General features: G+C 61.8%; 14 protein-coding genes and 1 pseudogene. 6 read left to right on the top strand and 9 right to left on the bottom strand.

What is annotated here, in order from left to right; genetic code table 11:
• Positions 1-59 precede the first annotated feature (59 nt).
• The 4 genes and pseudogenes from V1277_RS04370 to V1277_RS04355 all read left to right on the top strand — a co-directional run.
• Positions 60-335 (top strand): annotated as a pseudogene (locus V1277_RS04370) (phosphodiesterase); the annotation flags it as partial.
• A gap of 112 nt (positions 336-447) precedes the next feature.
• Positions 448-1,416, top strand: a complete 969-nt coding sequence (locus V1277_RS04365; protein ID WP_334415141.1) for a Bug family tripartite tricarboxylate transporter substrate binding protein — start codon at positions 448-450, stop codon at positions 1,414-1,416.
• 156 nt (positions 1,417-1,572) lie between these two features.
• The gene (locus tag V1277_RS04360; RefSeq protein WP_334415140.1) at positions 1,573-1,887 is read left to right on the top strand and encodes a hypothetical protein; all 315 of its coding nucleotides are present in this window, start codon (positions 1,573-1,575) and stop codon (positions 1,885-1,887) included.
• Positions 1,888-2,015: 128 nt separating this feature from the next.
• Positions 2,016-2,750 carry a Crp/Fnr family transcriptional regulator gene (locus V1277_RS04355; protein WP_334415139.1) on the top strand — a complete coding sequence of 245 codons (735 nt, stop codon included), beginning with the start codon at positions 2,016-2,018 and terminating at the stop codon, positions 2,748-2,750.
• 15 nt (positions 2,751-2,765) lie between these two features.
• Here the strand turns inward: V1277_RS04355 and V1277_RS04350 are convergent, their stop codons facing one another.
• The 9 genes from V1277_RS04350 to V1277_RS04310 form a co-directional block, all read right to left on the bottom strand.
• Positions 2,766-3,452, bottom strand: a complete 687-nt coding sequence (locus tag V1277_RS04350) for a cyclase family protein (RefSeq protein WP_334415138.1) — start codon at positions 3,450-3,452, stop codon at positions 2,766-2,768.
• A 32-nt stretch (positions 3,453-3,484) separates the two neighbouring features.
• Positions 3,485-4,774, bottom strand: a complete 1,290-nt coding sequence (locus tag V1277_RS04345; protein WP_334415137.1) for a TRAP transporter large permease — start codon at positions 4,772-4,774, stop codon at positions 3,485-3,487.
• 5 nt (positions 4,775-4,779) lie between these two features.
• Positions 4,780-5,301, bottom strand: a complete 522-nt coding sequence (locus tag V1277_RS04340; protein ID WP_334374084.1) for a TRAP transporter small permease — start codon at positions 5,299-5,301, stop codon at positions 4,780-4,782.
• A 99-nt stretch (positions 5,302-5,400) separates the two neighbouring features.
• A complete protein-coding gene (gene dctP, locus V1277_RS04335; RefSeq protein WP_334415136.1) occupies positions 5,401-6,402 on the bottom strand; it encodes a TRAP transporter substrate-binding protein DctP in 1,002 nt (333 codons plus the stop codon).
• A gap of 47 nt (positions 6,403-6,449) precedes the next feature.
• The gene (locus V1277_RS04330) at positions 6,450-7,193 is read right to left on the bottom strand and encodes a GntR family transcriptional regulator (RefSeq protein ID WP_334374086.1); all 744 of its coding nucleotides are present in this window, start codon (positions 7,191-7,193) and stop codon (positions 6,450-6,452) included.
• Positions 7,194-7,309: 116 nt separating this feature from the next.
• Positions 7,310-8,011: a molybdate ABC transporter substrate-binding protein gene (locus tag V1277_RS04325; RefSeq protein WP_334415135.1), complete on the bottom strand. Its 702-nt coding sequence runs from the start codon at positions 8,009-8,011 to the stop codon at positions 7,310-7,312.
• Complete coding sequence (locus V1277_RS04320) at positions 8,011-10,149, bottom strand: xanthine dehydrogenase family protein molybdopterin-binding subunit (protein ID WP_334415134.1); 2,139 nt, start codon at positions 10,147-10,149, stop codon at positions 8,011-8,013. The genes V1277_RS04325 and V1277_RS04320 overlap by 1 nt, the downstream gene beginning before the upstream one ends.
• A complete protein-coding gene (locus V1277_RS04315) occupies positions 10,146-10,616 on the bottom strand; it encodes a (2Fe-2S)-binding protein (RefSeq protein ID WP_334415133.1) in 471 nt (156 codons plus the stop codon). The genes V1277_RS04320 and V1277_RS04315 overlap by 4 nt, the downstream gene beginning before the upstream one ends.
• Positions 10,617-10,637: 21 nt before the next feature.
• Entirely contained in the window at positions 10,638-11,609 is a 972-nt protein-coding gene (locus tag V1277_RS04310) for a Bug family tripartite tricarboxylate transporter substrate binding protein (protein ID WP_334415132.1), read from the bottom strand.
• Between the two features lie 168 nt (positions 11,610-11,777).
• Between V1277_RS04310 and V1277_RS04305 the strand changes: the two genes are divergently transcribed.
• Both V1277_RS04305 and V1277_RS04300 read left to right on the top strand, forming a co-directional pair.
• Entirely contained in the window at positions 11,778-12,842 is a 1,065-nt protein-coding gene (locus V1277_RS04305) for an ABC transporter substrate-binding protein (RefSeq protein ID WP_334415131.1), read from the top strand.
• 5 nt (positions 12,843-12,847) lie between these two features.
• Positions 12,848-14,221 carry an MmgE/PrpD family protein gene (locus V1277_RS04300; RefSeq protein WP_334415130.1) on the top strand — a complete coding sequence of 458 codons (1,374 nt, stop codon included), beginning with the start codon at positions 12,848-12,850 and terminating at the stop codon, positions 14,219-14,221.
• Positions 14,222-14,224 lie beyond the last annotated feature (3 nt).

The raw sequence follows: 14,224 nt of genomic DNA, 5'->3' as shown, positions 1-14,224 counted from the left end.
AGCAGCGGCAAGACCACCATGCTGCGCATTATCGCCGGCCTCGAACTGCCCGATGCTAGCCCCGCGTGCAGTTGATCGCAACTGGACATGTGCACCGCGCGGCACTGGCCATGTTTGCGGGCGTGCCGACCACGATCTGTCCCGCCCCCAACCATGCCGTTGATCTCGATCTGGCCGAACTACGCGAACCTTCGTTCAAGGTGGAGCCGCCGGCCTTTCATCTCCATAGCTGGTTTCCGGGTGAGGGATTCGGCACGGTCGTTACCCATCAAGTCCCGATAGGTACGTTCGACGGCCCACATCCGTTTTTTGGGCCAGATGGGAAGCTGCTGTAGCCGTGCGGCATTCCTTGGCCGGACCGATTGCATAAGCCGAAGATCGGGCGCAATCTTTCCCAAAATAGCGGCAGCAATCCTAAGATTTGTGCCGCTCATATTGGGGGAGATGATGCGGCCGCTTCATCTGGTGCTTCCAACGCTTGCCTTGCTCCTAAGCCATCATGCGATGGCGCAGGGGAGCTATCCGGATCGGCCCATCAAGATGATCGTGCCGCTGGCTGCGGCAAGTGCGGTCGACGTCGCGGCGCGGATCGTCACCCAAAAGATGGCCGACAATATGCGCCAGCAAATCGTGATCCTGAACCAGCCGGGCGCTTCGGGCCTGATCGGGGCGGAGGCCGTCGCCCGCGCCGAGCCGGATGGCTACACGATTGGCGGGTTCAATGACAGCATCATGACAATGGTGCCGAACCTGCAGTCCAAGATGCGCTGGGACATCCTGAAGGACTTCGAGCCGGTGTCGCTGGTCGCGACGGTGGAGTGGGGGCTGGTAGCCAACAATCAGGCCAGCTTCAAGAACGCAGCAGATCTGATCGCGGCCGCGAAGGCGACGCCCGGCAAGATCGACTATGGTTCGGGCGGGCCGGGCAGTCCGCAGCATCTGGCGATGGCGATGTTCGCGTCGGCCGCCGGCATATCGCAGACGCATGTGCCCTACAAGGGCGCCACCCAGGCTGCAACCGACATCGCCGCCGGCCAGATTCCCGTAGGTTTCCAGGGCCTGGGCACGGTCGCAACGCTCGTGCGCGGCGGCCGACTCAAGCTGATCGGGGTAACCACCGAGAGAAGATTGTCGCAATTTCCCGATGTGCCGACCGTCTCGGAATCCGGTCTGCCCGGCTTCTTCTTCAATTCATGGTTCGCAATTCTTGCTCCCGCCCGTACCCCGAAGGATATTGTTGCCCGCCTGAACGCCGAGGTGCTGAAGGCGGTTGGCGATCCTGACGTGCGCCGCAAGCTTGAAGAGCTGGGTTTCGCCGTGCACGGCAGTTCAGCGGAAGAGCTGCGCGCCATGACGCGCGATCAGCTCGCGAAGTATGAGCGCGTGATCAGGGAAACGGGAATCGCCAAGGAATAGTTGCCGACCGATGCGCCGCAGCGCCAGGGTCGGCAGCCTATTTTGTAATCAATAGCAGGCGTAACGGCGGCCGCTGCGACCGACATAGTAGTCGGCGCCCATCGCACAGGGACCGGCTCCCCACGCATAAGCACCGCGAATCTGACTGCGTAGCAGGTGGTCGCCGGTGCAATCGGACTCGGCGTTGCGTTTTCGGGAAGATCGATCGCAGGTCTTCTTACACATGTCGAAGAAGTTGTCGTTGCGGCATCCGGCCATTTCTACGCGCCGGGCCTGGTTTACGGGTTCATGGCCGCATTTGTGATGCCGTTTTCCGCCTACCAGGGATGGGGACAGGCGACGGCTCCGCTGCTTGTCAGCCTTTTGAGGTTTGCTATCGTATTGGCCGGCGGATGGATGCTGCAGCAGCACGCGCCTCGGCTCGAATGGCTATACTATCTGTCGCAGGTTCCACGGTTATTGGAGCGCTAACGCTGGGCATCGTTTTCGCATTCCGGCCGCCAAATCGACGTGTTTTGATGCTTTCCGGTTGAAAAGCTGACCGGCGTTGATTACGGAAGGGTTGCATCCCCTGCAGCTTTCTCTGGAGTTTGACTGACGTGCCTCAACGAAGGACGGGTGAAGCTCACGGATTTTCGAACGGCAAACTGTCGGTCTTGCGTAAGCACCCGATTTTTGCCGACCTCGAGCCGGAGGCTTTTGACCAGCTCTGCCGTTACGCCAAACACTCCACGCTGAAGCGGGGGGCCACGCTGTTCTCCAAGGGGGATCCCGGCAACAGCCTGTATGCGGTCATTTCAGGCACGGTGAAGATGAGCATTTCTTCGCCCGACGGCCGCAACGCGATCCTGAATATCATTGGACCTGGGGAAATTTTCGGCGAGATCGCGCTGCTCGACGGACAAGCCCGCTCGACCGATGCCATCGCAAACAGCAATTGCGAACTCTTCGTCATCGACCGACGCGAATTCATCCCCTTTGTGAAGGCTCAACCGGCGTTGGCAATGAAATTCATCGAATTGCTCTGCGAGCGGTTGCGATCGACCAGCGATCAGGTCGAGCAGATTATCCTGCAGAATCTGCCCGGGCGGCTGGCCAGCGCACTGCTTCGCCTGTCCGAAAAGCACACGTCTGCGCCGCAGGGTCGAACCATCGCGATAACCCAGCAGGAGATCAGCGAGATGGTCGGCATGACCCGGGAAAGCATCAACAAGCAGTTGCGCGCCTGGGCGGCCCGCGACTGGGTACGCCTCGAGCATGGCGCCATCGTTGTGTTGAATGCCGAGATGCTTCGTGATCTGGCCGAAGCCGGATCCGGAAGCGAAGGCGAATAGGCCTCTCATTTTCCTTCACAGGTCGAACACCGCAACCGCGCGGATCGGCGATGCTGTCCCGCCGCGCCACTTCATCGGCAGGCCGATGAACGTGAACTGGCCGCACCCCAACAGCGCTTCGAGATTGCACAGGCTCTCGATGTGCGTGATGTCGAGCTCGAGACAGGCCTTGTGGACGAGGGCATTCACCTTGCCCTCGGGTCCCGGCCGCATCGAATCGATACCGAAATGCACGACGCCCTGCTGCGCCAGCCATTCGGTGGCGGCGACGTTCACGCCGGAATTGTCGGTCGAATATTCCTTGTGGGGGAATGTCCGTTCGTGGTGACCGGTGCAGAGCAGGACGGTACCGCCCCTCGGGACCGGCACGCCGGCCTTCGCCACAGCCGCCTCCAGGTCGGCGGGCGTAATCTCGGCCCGCGGCGCGATGTGGCGCAGGTCGATGCAGATACCCGGCACGATGCATTTTTCCAGCGGATATTCATCGATTGATATGCCGCTCTTGCCGAAATGTCGGGGCGCGTCGATGTGGGTACCGGCGTGGTCCACCATGGAGATGAACATCGACGCCAACCCGTGCACATCGCCTGATTCGGCGAAGGATTCTTCGTGGGTTTTCCAGACGCCATGCATGACGGGAGGATGGCCGGGATAGCTCGGCGTGCGGTGATAGAGTTCTCGGCTGAGGTCGACGATCTTCACGCGGAGTCTCCGTGACGCGAACTGCGTCTGTTCTAGAACCCGAACGCCCTCGGCAGCGCCAGCGACAGCCAGGGCACATAGGTCACGATCATCAGCACCGTAAACATCACGTAGTAGAACGGCCAGATGCCGCGCATCACCTCGTCGACCGAAACCTTGCCTATGGCGCACCCGACGAACAGCGTCGTCCCTACCGGCGGGGTCAGCAGGCCGATGCCGAGATTGAGCAGCATAACGATTCCGAAATGTACGGGATCGATGCCGAAGCTTTTCACGACCGGCAGCAGAATCGGGGTGCAGATCAGCAGCAGGGGGGCAAGATCGAGCGCCGTCCCCAGAACCAGCAGCATGATGTTCAGCCACATCAGCAGCACGTATTTGTTGCTCGATATGGCGACGAAGAACTCGGTCATCTTGGCCGGCATCTGCATCAGCGCGGCGACGTAGCCGAAGCACGACGCGGTTGCGACCAGGGTCAGGACCATGGCCACGGTTTGCAGCGTCTTGTAGACCAATAGCGGCAGCTCGGACCATTTGTAGTCGCGATAGATGAACATCGTGACGAAGAACGCCCAGACGCAGGCAACCGCGCCCGCCTCGATTGGTGTGAAGACGCCGGTAAGGATGCCGCCCAGCACGATGGCCAACGTTACGATTCCCCACATGGCGTCGCCGAGCATCTTGAGGGCTTGGCGGATCGGTACAGGCTCACCCTTCGGGTGTTTGTCGCGATATGCGTAGAACAGACAGAGCACCATCAGCGAGAAGCCGAGCAGTAGGCCAGGGAGCACGCCGGCCAGGAACAGGCTGGTGATCGACACCACGCCGCCGGTCGCCAGCGAATAAATCACCGAATTGTGGCTCGGCGGGACGATAATGGCTTGCAGCGAGGCGCTGATGGTCACGTTGGTTGCGAAGACTCGCGGATAGCCTTTGTCGGCCATCTGGGGAATCATCACCGAGCCGATCGCGGAGGTGTCGGCGACCGACGATCCGGAGATGCCGCTCATGATCGTGGTCGCAAGGATGTTAACCTGCGAGAGGCCGCCCCGAATTCGCGTGAATCCGACGAGCACGGCTGCAAAGTCGACCAGTCGCCTGGCCATGCCCCCCTCGGCCATGATGGCGCCCGCCAGCACGAAGAAGGGGATGGTCAGCATCGAGACTTTTCCGACGCCGCTGGCAAATTGCTGCATGACCGCGCCGACCGGCAAATCGATCCAGAGCGCACCGACGAGCGAAGACAGTGCCAGCGCGTAGGCGATCGGCATGCCGATCGCGAAGAACAAGCACATGCTGAGAAGCAGAACGGCGATATCCATGGCAATTACTCGACCGGTACGTGGGCGTCAGCGCCATCGCGTGGCGGTGGGCCAATTGTCAGGCGTTCGATGACGAACAGGAGCATCATGGCGCCGCTGACTACGATCGGAAGATAGGTGATGCCGACCGAGAGCCATGGAAACTCATCCACCGAATTATCCCAGGTGGTCCGAACGAGCCGCAGTCCCCAAACGACCATGAAGATTGCAATCACGCCCATCAATATTTCGCTGAGGAACAGTGAGGCGCGGCGCAGCAGTGGCGGCAGCAGGTCGGTACCGACAGTCATATTCATGTGGATGCGCTGGCGATAGCAGTTCGCCGAGCCGATGAAGGTGATGCCGACGGTGAGCAGTACGGCCATCGGCTCGGGCCATGATGAAGCGCTGTTGAGAACGTAGCGGGTGTAGACGGCCCACGGAATCACCGCCGAGACCAGCACGAGTGCGACGCACGCGACCACGGCGCCGGTCCAGTAAACCGTATCGTTCACACGCCGGAAAATTCCGGCCGCAGAATTGGACATTTTGACCTCAGAGAGTAGCGGCGCTTCGAATCGCCTCTGTAGCTCGGAGGAGTGGCCGGAACGGAGGTCGCCCGGCCACCCGCCGACCGCGCGCAGTACCTATTGGACCGCTTCGATACGCTTGACCATCGCGGCGTACTTCGCGCCATACTTGTCCCAGACCGGCTTCACCGCATCCTGGAACGGTTTCTTGTCGATATCGGTGATGATCTGGGTGCCGGCCGCTTTCATTTTTTCGATGGCCGCATTCTCCGCTTCATACCAGAGCACGCGCTGCTCTTGCTGCGCTTCCTTCGCAAATTTCTTGATCAGCGCCTGATCTTCGGGCGAAAGCTTCTGCCAGGAGATGCGCGAGAACACCAGAAGCTCTGGAATAATCAGGTGCTCGGTCATCGTGAAATACTTGGCCACCTGATAATGGTTTTGCGCGATGAACGATGGCGGATTGTTCTCCGCGCCGTCTACCACGCCTGTCTGCATCGAGCTGAAAACCTGATCGAAGCCCAGCGCGACGCCGTTGCCGCCCAGCGCATTCATGGTGTCGACGAACAGCGGATTGCCCATCATGCGAACCTTGAGGCCCTTGAGGTCGGCCATGGTCCGGATCGGCCGCTTGTTGTTATAGACGTTGCGTGAGCCGGCATTCATCCAGCACAGCGCGATCAGGCCGGTCTTTTCGTTCGCGGAAATCTTCGCCAGCAATTCGTCGCCGATCTCGCCGTCGATCACCTTCTCCATGTGTTTGGAGTTGCGGAAGACGAACGGCATGTTGAAGACGTTGACGTCGTCCACGACAGGGCCGACGGCACCGACCGAAATACGGGCGAACTGCAGCGCGCCGAGTTGGGCCTGCTCGATCATTTCCTTTTCGCCACCGAGTTGCATCGACGGAAACATCTGGATTGTCAGCCGGCCATTGGTGGCAGCTTCCAGCTTCTTGCCCATCCGGACGACGGCTTCGACTGTCGGATAGCCGAGCGGATGAACGTCCGATGCTTTCAGCACCATTTTCGTTTGCGCAAATGCCGATGAAAGCGGCGTCGCCGTCGCCATGGTAGCCCCGAGTCCTGCGCTCAACTTGATGAAGTCGCGGCGTTTCATGTTGTTCCTCCTGATGTTTGTTTATCGTTTTATGGACTTTTCGAACTCTAAGGTCGTTCGTCGAAGTACTCCGGATTGATATGTTGAGTAGCCGAGATGTTCTCGAGAAGGCTTTCGAGGTGGATTTCCATTGCCCGCCTTGCGCCCTCCGCATCATGCGCCTCGATCGCGGTCAGGATGGCCTCGTGTTCGACGATGACCTTTGCGATCCTCCCGCGCTGGGGCAGCGTTAGCCGACGATAGCGATCGACGTGAACCTTCACCTGCTGGATATATTTCCAGATTCCGGGATAGCCGGCGACGTCGGCGACTGTAGCATGAAACGCTTCATCGGCCTGATGAAACGTCTCGCTGTCTCCGGCCGTGCTGGCCTCGCGCTGTCGCTCCAGGATCGACCGTAGCGCCAGTTTCTGGCTCGACGTCGCACGTTCCGCCGCGAGCCTGGCGGTGGTTTCCTCCAGCGCCTTGCGGATAATGATGGCCTCGGGGAGTGCTGCGACCGGAATGCGCGAAACGAAGATGCCGGATTGGGGATAGATCTCCAGCAGCCCTTCATCCGATAATTTGAGGATCGCCTCGCGAACGGGTGTGCGGCTCACCCCGTAGGAGAGTGCGATCTGCGCCTCCGAGACCGCTTCCCCGGGCCGGCGCTGCAGCGACACCAGTTCGCCTCGAAGATCGGAATAGATCCTGGATGCCGCCGTCGCCGCGCGCGGTCTGCCGCTTCGGCGCGTGCCGGCAGCAATTCGGCGAACCTTTGGATCAGTCTTTTTCGAAGCGCGGGCGGGCATGGCTGCTTTCTCGATTGATATATTAGTATATGAATTGGCTTTGACAAACCAAAAATCGTGCCGCGCACCGATTTGCGGCTGCATGCGGGCCCATCCACAGCCGAGCGGGCCTCGTTCTACCCGCTGATGAAGCCAGCGCGCTTCCGCAGTTCACGTTGTCCGTCGCCGATCAACAAGTCGATCAGATGCTGGGCTTGTTGCGGGTGGGCGGCGGCAGTGGTGATGCCTGCCGTGTACATCGTTGCAAGTTCGCAACCTGCTGGCAGCGAGCCGTATAAGGTTACGCCCTTGGTGCTGATGATCTCGGTCGATTGCGTGCATCCGATCGGGCGCCGTGCCTTGGACGCCGCTAGTTCGCGCATCGCCGTCGCGCCATTCGGGAAAATCCTGAGTCGGGCGGCGAGCTCATCGGCGATGCCGAGCTGCCGAAGGACATTTGCAACGTGAATTCCGGCCGTCGAGGCTTTGGTATCCGGCACGAAGATCGCATCGGAGGCGAGCAAAACCTCGCGCAAGCTGGCGGCATCCTTGGCTACGGTCGGGGGATCGCCGGCGCGAACGGCGAGGGCGGTTTCGACCAGGCCGATATCGGCTATCGAAGCGGCAACAACCAGCTTCTCATGCGCCAGTTTGGCGAGGAGCGCCGCGGTCAGGATGACGATGTCGGCCGGTGTGCCCTTGCGAAATTTGTCGGCCATCACGCCGACCGCGCCGAATTCGCCCGCGATATCGAATCCGGTGTTAGCCTTGAAGGTTGGCACCAGGCTTCCGACCAGGCCCTGTGCGGCGCCGCCGCTCAGGAGGTTCAGGCTGCTCATCAGCTTAAGTCCATCGCGGCGATGATCCTGTCACGCGTGATGGGCAAATCGCGCACCCGCACGCCGAGTGCGTCGAACACGGCGTTGGCAATGGCCGCTGTAACCGGGCCGTGGGCGGCCTCGCCGGCACCGACCGGATCCATATCAGGCCGCTGGATGACCTCCACCTCGACATCGGGCACTTCGCTGAAGCGCAGGATCGGATACTCCGTCCAGCTCGTGCTGGTGATGCGTTCTCGGTCAAAGCGCACTCTCTCTTTCAACACCCAGCTCGTGGCTTGAATGGCGCCGCCTTCAATCTGGTTGATGACGCCATCCGGATTGATCGCTTCGCCGACATCGACAGCCAGTGTCAGCTTCCTGACGCTGATCTCCTCGGCGCCCTCGATCTCGGCGATTGCAGCGCAATAGGCGCCGGTGTTCTTGTAGCGGCCAAAGCCTATGCCGTGCCCAATGCCGGGCTGCTTCTCGGGCTTCCACCCCGCGCGCGCCGCCACGGCGCGGATGACGTCCTTGGCCCGCTCATCCCGCAAGTGGCGCAGCCGGAACGCGACCGGGTCCTCGCCGCGCTCGGCTGCGATTTCATCGAGGATGGATTCAATCGCAAACACATTGCCCTGCCCACCGAGCGTCCGCAGCGCGGAGGTTCGTATCGGCATGGTTGTCAGGCGGTGGCTTTCGATGTGCCAGGATGGAAAATCATAGAGCGGGATCGAGTTGCGATCGCCACCCCCGCCGTTGGCCTGCGGCGGATTGGTCGAGACCATACGTGGAAACGGGCTCTCCAGTTCGAACGCTGCCAGCAAGGCGGGCTGAGCCGCGCGCCCCGGTCGCGCCGCATGCCCGTTGCTCCAGATGGAATGTCGCCAGTCGATAATTTCACCCTGCGCATCAAGATCGGCCTCGATCTCGATCGCCATCGCTGCGCCAAACGGCGCATCCGACATTTCGCCCTGGCGCGACCATTGGGCCCGGACCGGCCGGCCGCCGGCGGATTTGGCGAGCAGTACGGCATCGAGGGCGACGTCGTCGGCGGCGTTGTGGCCGTAGCAGCCCGCGCCTTCCAGGTGCTCAACGGTGATGTTCTCGACCGGGAGATTGAGAACCAGCGCCAGATCGGCACGCAAGAGATAGACGCCCTGGCTGTGCGTCCAGACATGAACGCGATCGCCGTCCCACTGCGCGATCGCACAGGACGGGGCGATCGACGCGTGAGCAATATAGGGGCGGGTATACTGCCGCCGGATGGTCTGTGCCACCGTGCCGGGTGATGCGGCAGTTTTCTTGCCGATTACGGTGGATTCGGACGGTTGCGCCTTGAGGAAGCTTGCGAGATCGTTTTCGTCTGGCAGCAACTCGCCATCGGACCAGGTCGCGCCCTTGCGCAACGCATTGAGGGCTGCCTCCGCGCCATGCTCGGTCTCGCTGACGACGCCTGCAAAGCTGCCGTCGCGCACGATGGCAACGAGACCAGCCACCGCACGGGCACTATCCTCGTTCAATTCCGCAAGTCTCGCCCGCGCATGCTCGGGACGCAGCACGCGTCCGTGCAGCATTCCCGCCAACGCGCGGTCGTGGATGAAGCGCGGCCGGCCAAGAACCTTGTCCGGAATGTCGATCCGTTGGACCGAATGCCCGGCCAGGTTCCGGCTCGTTGCGATCTTGGACGTTACGCCGGGTGTGGCGTTGCGATCGAGCGAGACCTCATCGGCAAGTTCCCAATAGCTGGTCCTGACGTTGCCTGGGCCCGAAATGATGCCGTCCTCGATATGGAGGGCGTCGATGCCAACGCCCAACCGTTCGGCCGCCTGCTGAAGGAAGATATGGCGAACCTCGGCGCAGGCATGACGCAGCGCACGGCCCGATTGCTGGATGGAAAGGCTCCCCGATGTGACGCCCTCGTTGGGGCTGACGGCAGTCGACGCCCGGATCACCTGCACGCGCGACAGCTCGACATCGAGTTCGTCGGCGGCGATCTGCGCCAGCGCCGTCACGATGCCTTGTCCGATCTCCACCTTGCCCGGCGAGACCGTCACCTGTCCGCTGCTCGAGAACGTCAGCCACGACGATAATTTCGGGTTCGCCGCAAGGCTTACCGGCAAAGCGGGCGCGGAGGGAGCGGGCGCTGGCTGGTTCATCCTGCCGCCATTTCTTCGGCCGCGCGGAGCACCGCCCGCACCATGCGATTATGCGAACCGCAGCGGCAGAGATTGCGGTCGAGCGCTTCTTTTACCTCCGTGCTTGTCGGCGATGGATTTCGCCTCAGCAGCGCCGCCGCGCTCATCAGAATGCCGGAAACGCAATAGCCGCATTGCAGCGCCTGCTCAGCGATGAAGGCGCGCTGCAGCGGATGCGGCCGCTCGCTCGTTCCCAGCCCTTCGATCGTCGTGACATCCTTGTCCGCCACCGACCAGAGCGGCGTGTCGCAGGCCGATATCGCGCGATCACCGACGATGACGTTGCAGGCGCCGCATTCGCCGGCGCCGCAGCCGAAATGCGGTCCGGTCATACCGAGCTGCCCGCGCAGAATGTCCAGCAATGACCGGTCCGGATCGGCGTCAACCTCGGTCTCAGCGCCGTTGAGGCGAAATCGAACGCTCGGCATCGAACCTTCTCTCGCAGCTTCTTATTGCGGCGGCTTATCGAATTTCTTGACCACTTCCGCCCATTTCACGATATCGCCGCGCAGGAATTTGTCGAACTCTTCAGGCGTCATCGACATCGGGACCGCACCCTGCTGGGTCCAGAGCTTGACGATATCGGGCCGTTTCACGACCGAGTTCACCGCCGTATTGAGCTTGTCGATGATCGGCTTTGGCGTGCCTGCGGGCGCCATCAAGCCGAGCCAGATGGTGGCCTCATAACCGGATATGCCGGCCTCAATCACCGTCGGCGCATTGGGAAGGACGGTCGAGCGCGTCTTGCCGGTCGTCGCCAGCGCGCGGACCTGGTTTTCCGCGACGTTCGGGGCCATCGCCGGAACTGCGTCGATCATCATCTGAACCTGGCCGCCGATCACGCCGCTGCGCGCCTCGCCGCTGTTACGGTAAGGCACATGCACGAGGTCAATGCCCGCCATGGCTTTGAACAGCTCGCCTGCCATATGGTACGGCGTGCCCTGGCCGGAGGAAGCGTAGTTCAGTTTGCCGGGCTGCGATTTGGCGAGCGCGATGAATTCCTGCAGCGTCTTCGCCTGCACGGAAGGGTGAACCACGATGACGAGGTCGGAAGAGTTGACCGGCGCGATCGGCGCGAGGTCGCGCATCAGTTCGTATTTGCGTTGCGGCACCAGCGATTCATTCGCCGTTTGGGTGTTCGACATCATCAGCAGCGTGTAGCCGTCCGGCGGCGACTTGACGACGTCCTGCGTGCCGATCACGCCGCCGGCGCCGGTGCGGTTCTCGATCACGAAGGCCTGCCCAAAGCTTTCCTGCAGGATGCTGCCGATCTGCCGGGCGGTGACGTCGGCAGGCCCTCCGGCGCCGAAGGGAACAATCACCTTCACCTGCCGCGACGGATAGTCCTGCGCCTGTGCACCAGTTGGCGATGTCGCGAGCAGAGTTGCAGCCAGAGCCAATGCAATCCTTGGACCCGTCATTTCCCATCCCCTGACGCTTGTTTTGTTTCTTGCCCCAAGCTTAGCTGCAATCGGAACGGGCTGTCGACGAAAGACTGGCTGCGCGCCCTTGGAATAAAAGATAATCTCGGGTGTATCGCACTGGAGCGAGCCCAATGAGAAGGCTCGAAAGACAATTGGGAGCGCCCAATGAAGAACTCGATCTCGCGACGCAATGTGCTCCAGGGGGCCGGCGCCGTTCTCGCAGGCGCAGCATTTTCCACCCGCGTGATGGCGGCTGCGCCGCCGCCGGAAGCGGTCACACCCGCGCTGATCGAAGCGGCGAAGAAGGAAGGCAAGGTCATCTATTACACCTCGACCGACTTGCCGGTCGCGGAGAAGCTGGCCAAGGCGTTCGAGGCGAAATATCCGGGCATTGCGGTGCGTGTCGAGCGCACCGGCGCGGAGCGCTTGTTTCAGCGTATCGGCCAGGAATATTCCAGCAACATCCATGCCGTCGACGTGGTGAACTCGTCCGATGCCGCGCATTTCATCGTCTGGAAGCGTGACGGCATTCTGGCGCCTTACGTGACGGAGGATGTCGCAAAATTCTATCCGGCCGAACACAAGGATCCGGACGGCCAGTTTGCGAGCTTCCGCGTCTGGCTCAGCATCATTGCCTACAACACAAATCTGGTGAAAGCGGAGGACGCGCCGAAGAGTTTTGCCGATCTGCTCGATCCCAAATGGAAGGGCAAGATCGTCAAGGCGCACCCGGGCTATAGCGGCACCATCATGACGGCGACCTACCAGATGCAGCGCGATCTCGGCTGGAGCTTTTTCGAGAAGCTCGCCAGGCAGAACATCATGCAGGTGCAGTCGTCGGCCGATCCGCCGAAAAAACTCGATCTCGGCGAGCGCGCGGTGATGGCCGACGGCAACGAATACAACATCTTCCAAATGAGGGAGGCAGGTCGTCCGGTCGAGCCAATTTATGCCACGGAGGGCTCGCCGCTGATTATCGGGCCGAACGGCGTCTTCAAGGATGCACCCAATCCCAACGCGGCCAGACTGTTCCAGTCGTTCAGTCTCAGCCGGGAGGCCCAGCAATTGATCATCGATGTCGGTGGCCTGCGCTCGGTGCATTCTCAAACCGTCGAGAAGGCAGGGCGCAAGCCGCTCAAGGACATCAAGACCATGAAGGACGACGCCGCAGCAGTCGAGAAGGAAAGCGAGGCCATCAAGGCGCGCTATACCAAGATCTTTCGCATTTGACCGGGATGGCCTCCGGACTGCCAAGGATTTCGGTCGCCGAAACGCTTGCCGAAAGGATCGCCGCACTCAGACCCGGCGCGTTACCGGCTGAAACCGTCCGCAAATGCGAGGATCTGCTGATCGATGTGGTCGGCCTATGCGTCACCGCGCGCAACGAGGACTATGTCGGAAGCGCGCTGGCCGGTTGCGACGATGACGGTCACTGCACGGCGATCGGGCACAAGCGCACGCTGAGCGCGGCCGGTGCCGCCTTCGTCAACGGCACTGCCGCGCATGGCGAGGACTTCGACGACACTTTCGAGGGTGGTCCGGTGCATGCCGGCGCCGTGATTATCCCGGCACTGCTTGCCGCCTGCGAGCGGCATAATCCGGATGGTCGAATGGCGCTGATCGGGATTGCGGTCGGCACCGAAGTGCTGTGCCGGTTGAGTCTCGTGGTGCCGAAGGCGGTTCACAAGGCGGGCTTTCACCCGACTGCGGTCTTCGGCGCGATGGGCGCGGCCGCGGGTGTCGGTGCCGCCCTTGGCCTCAACGCCAGGCAGATCGTCGATGCGCTCGGCATTGCCGGCAGCATGGCCGGGGGCATCATCGAATATCTTGCCGAAGGCGCCTGGACCAAGCGGCTGCATGCCGGATGGGCGGCGCAATCAGGCATCCGCGCGGCGCTGTTGGCGCGGGGAGGGTTCGTCGGGCCGCGCACGGTATTCGAGGGGGTGCACGGCTTGTTTCATGCCTTCGCACACACCACCGATGGCGATTATGGCGCGCTGATCGGCGATTTCGGCATGCGCTGGGTGACGGACACGCTGGCGTTCAAGCCCTATCCATGCGGAACGATGGCGCAGCCCTATATCGATTGCGCGCGCCGGTTGGCCGCTCGCGGCATCAAACCAGAAGACGTGACCGAGATCGTCTGCGAGGTGGCGGAGGGAACGGTGCATCGGCTGTGGGAGCCATTGGCCGACAAGCAGCGTCCGCGCAACGGCTATGCCGCAAAATTCGCCGTGCCTTATCTGCTGGCCACCGGCTTCGTGCATGGCGGGGTCGGGCTTGCCGCGTTCACCGAAGGCGCGATCCGCGATCAGCAAGTGCTGGCGCTCGCCGCCAAGGTGAAATTCGTGATCGACCCGGACAATCCCTATCCGAACAACTACACCGGCCACATCCGCGCCACGCTCCGCGACGGCAGCGTGGTGGAAGAGCGGCAGCCGTATCTGCGCGGCGGTGCGCAGGAGCCGTTGACGCGACAGGACGTGATCGACAAATTCAGGCTCAACGCCGAGCATGGCGGCTGGAGCGCCATACAAAGCGACGCGGCGTTGAAGCTGTTGGCGGGGCTGTATAATGGCCGCATCGATCTTTCCTCATTGCGCGGGTAGCGG

The sequence above is a fragment of the Bradyrhizobium sp. AZCC 1588 genome (genome assembly GCF_036924735.1).
Classification (GTDB): domain Bacteria; phylum Pseudomonadota; class Alphaproteobacteria; order Rhizobiales; family Xanthobacteraceae; genus Bradyrhizobium.
Note: the sequence above shows the minus strand (reverse complement) of the source record. Positions and strands in the feature narration are given on the sequence as shown.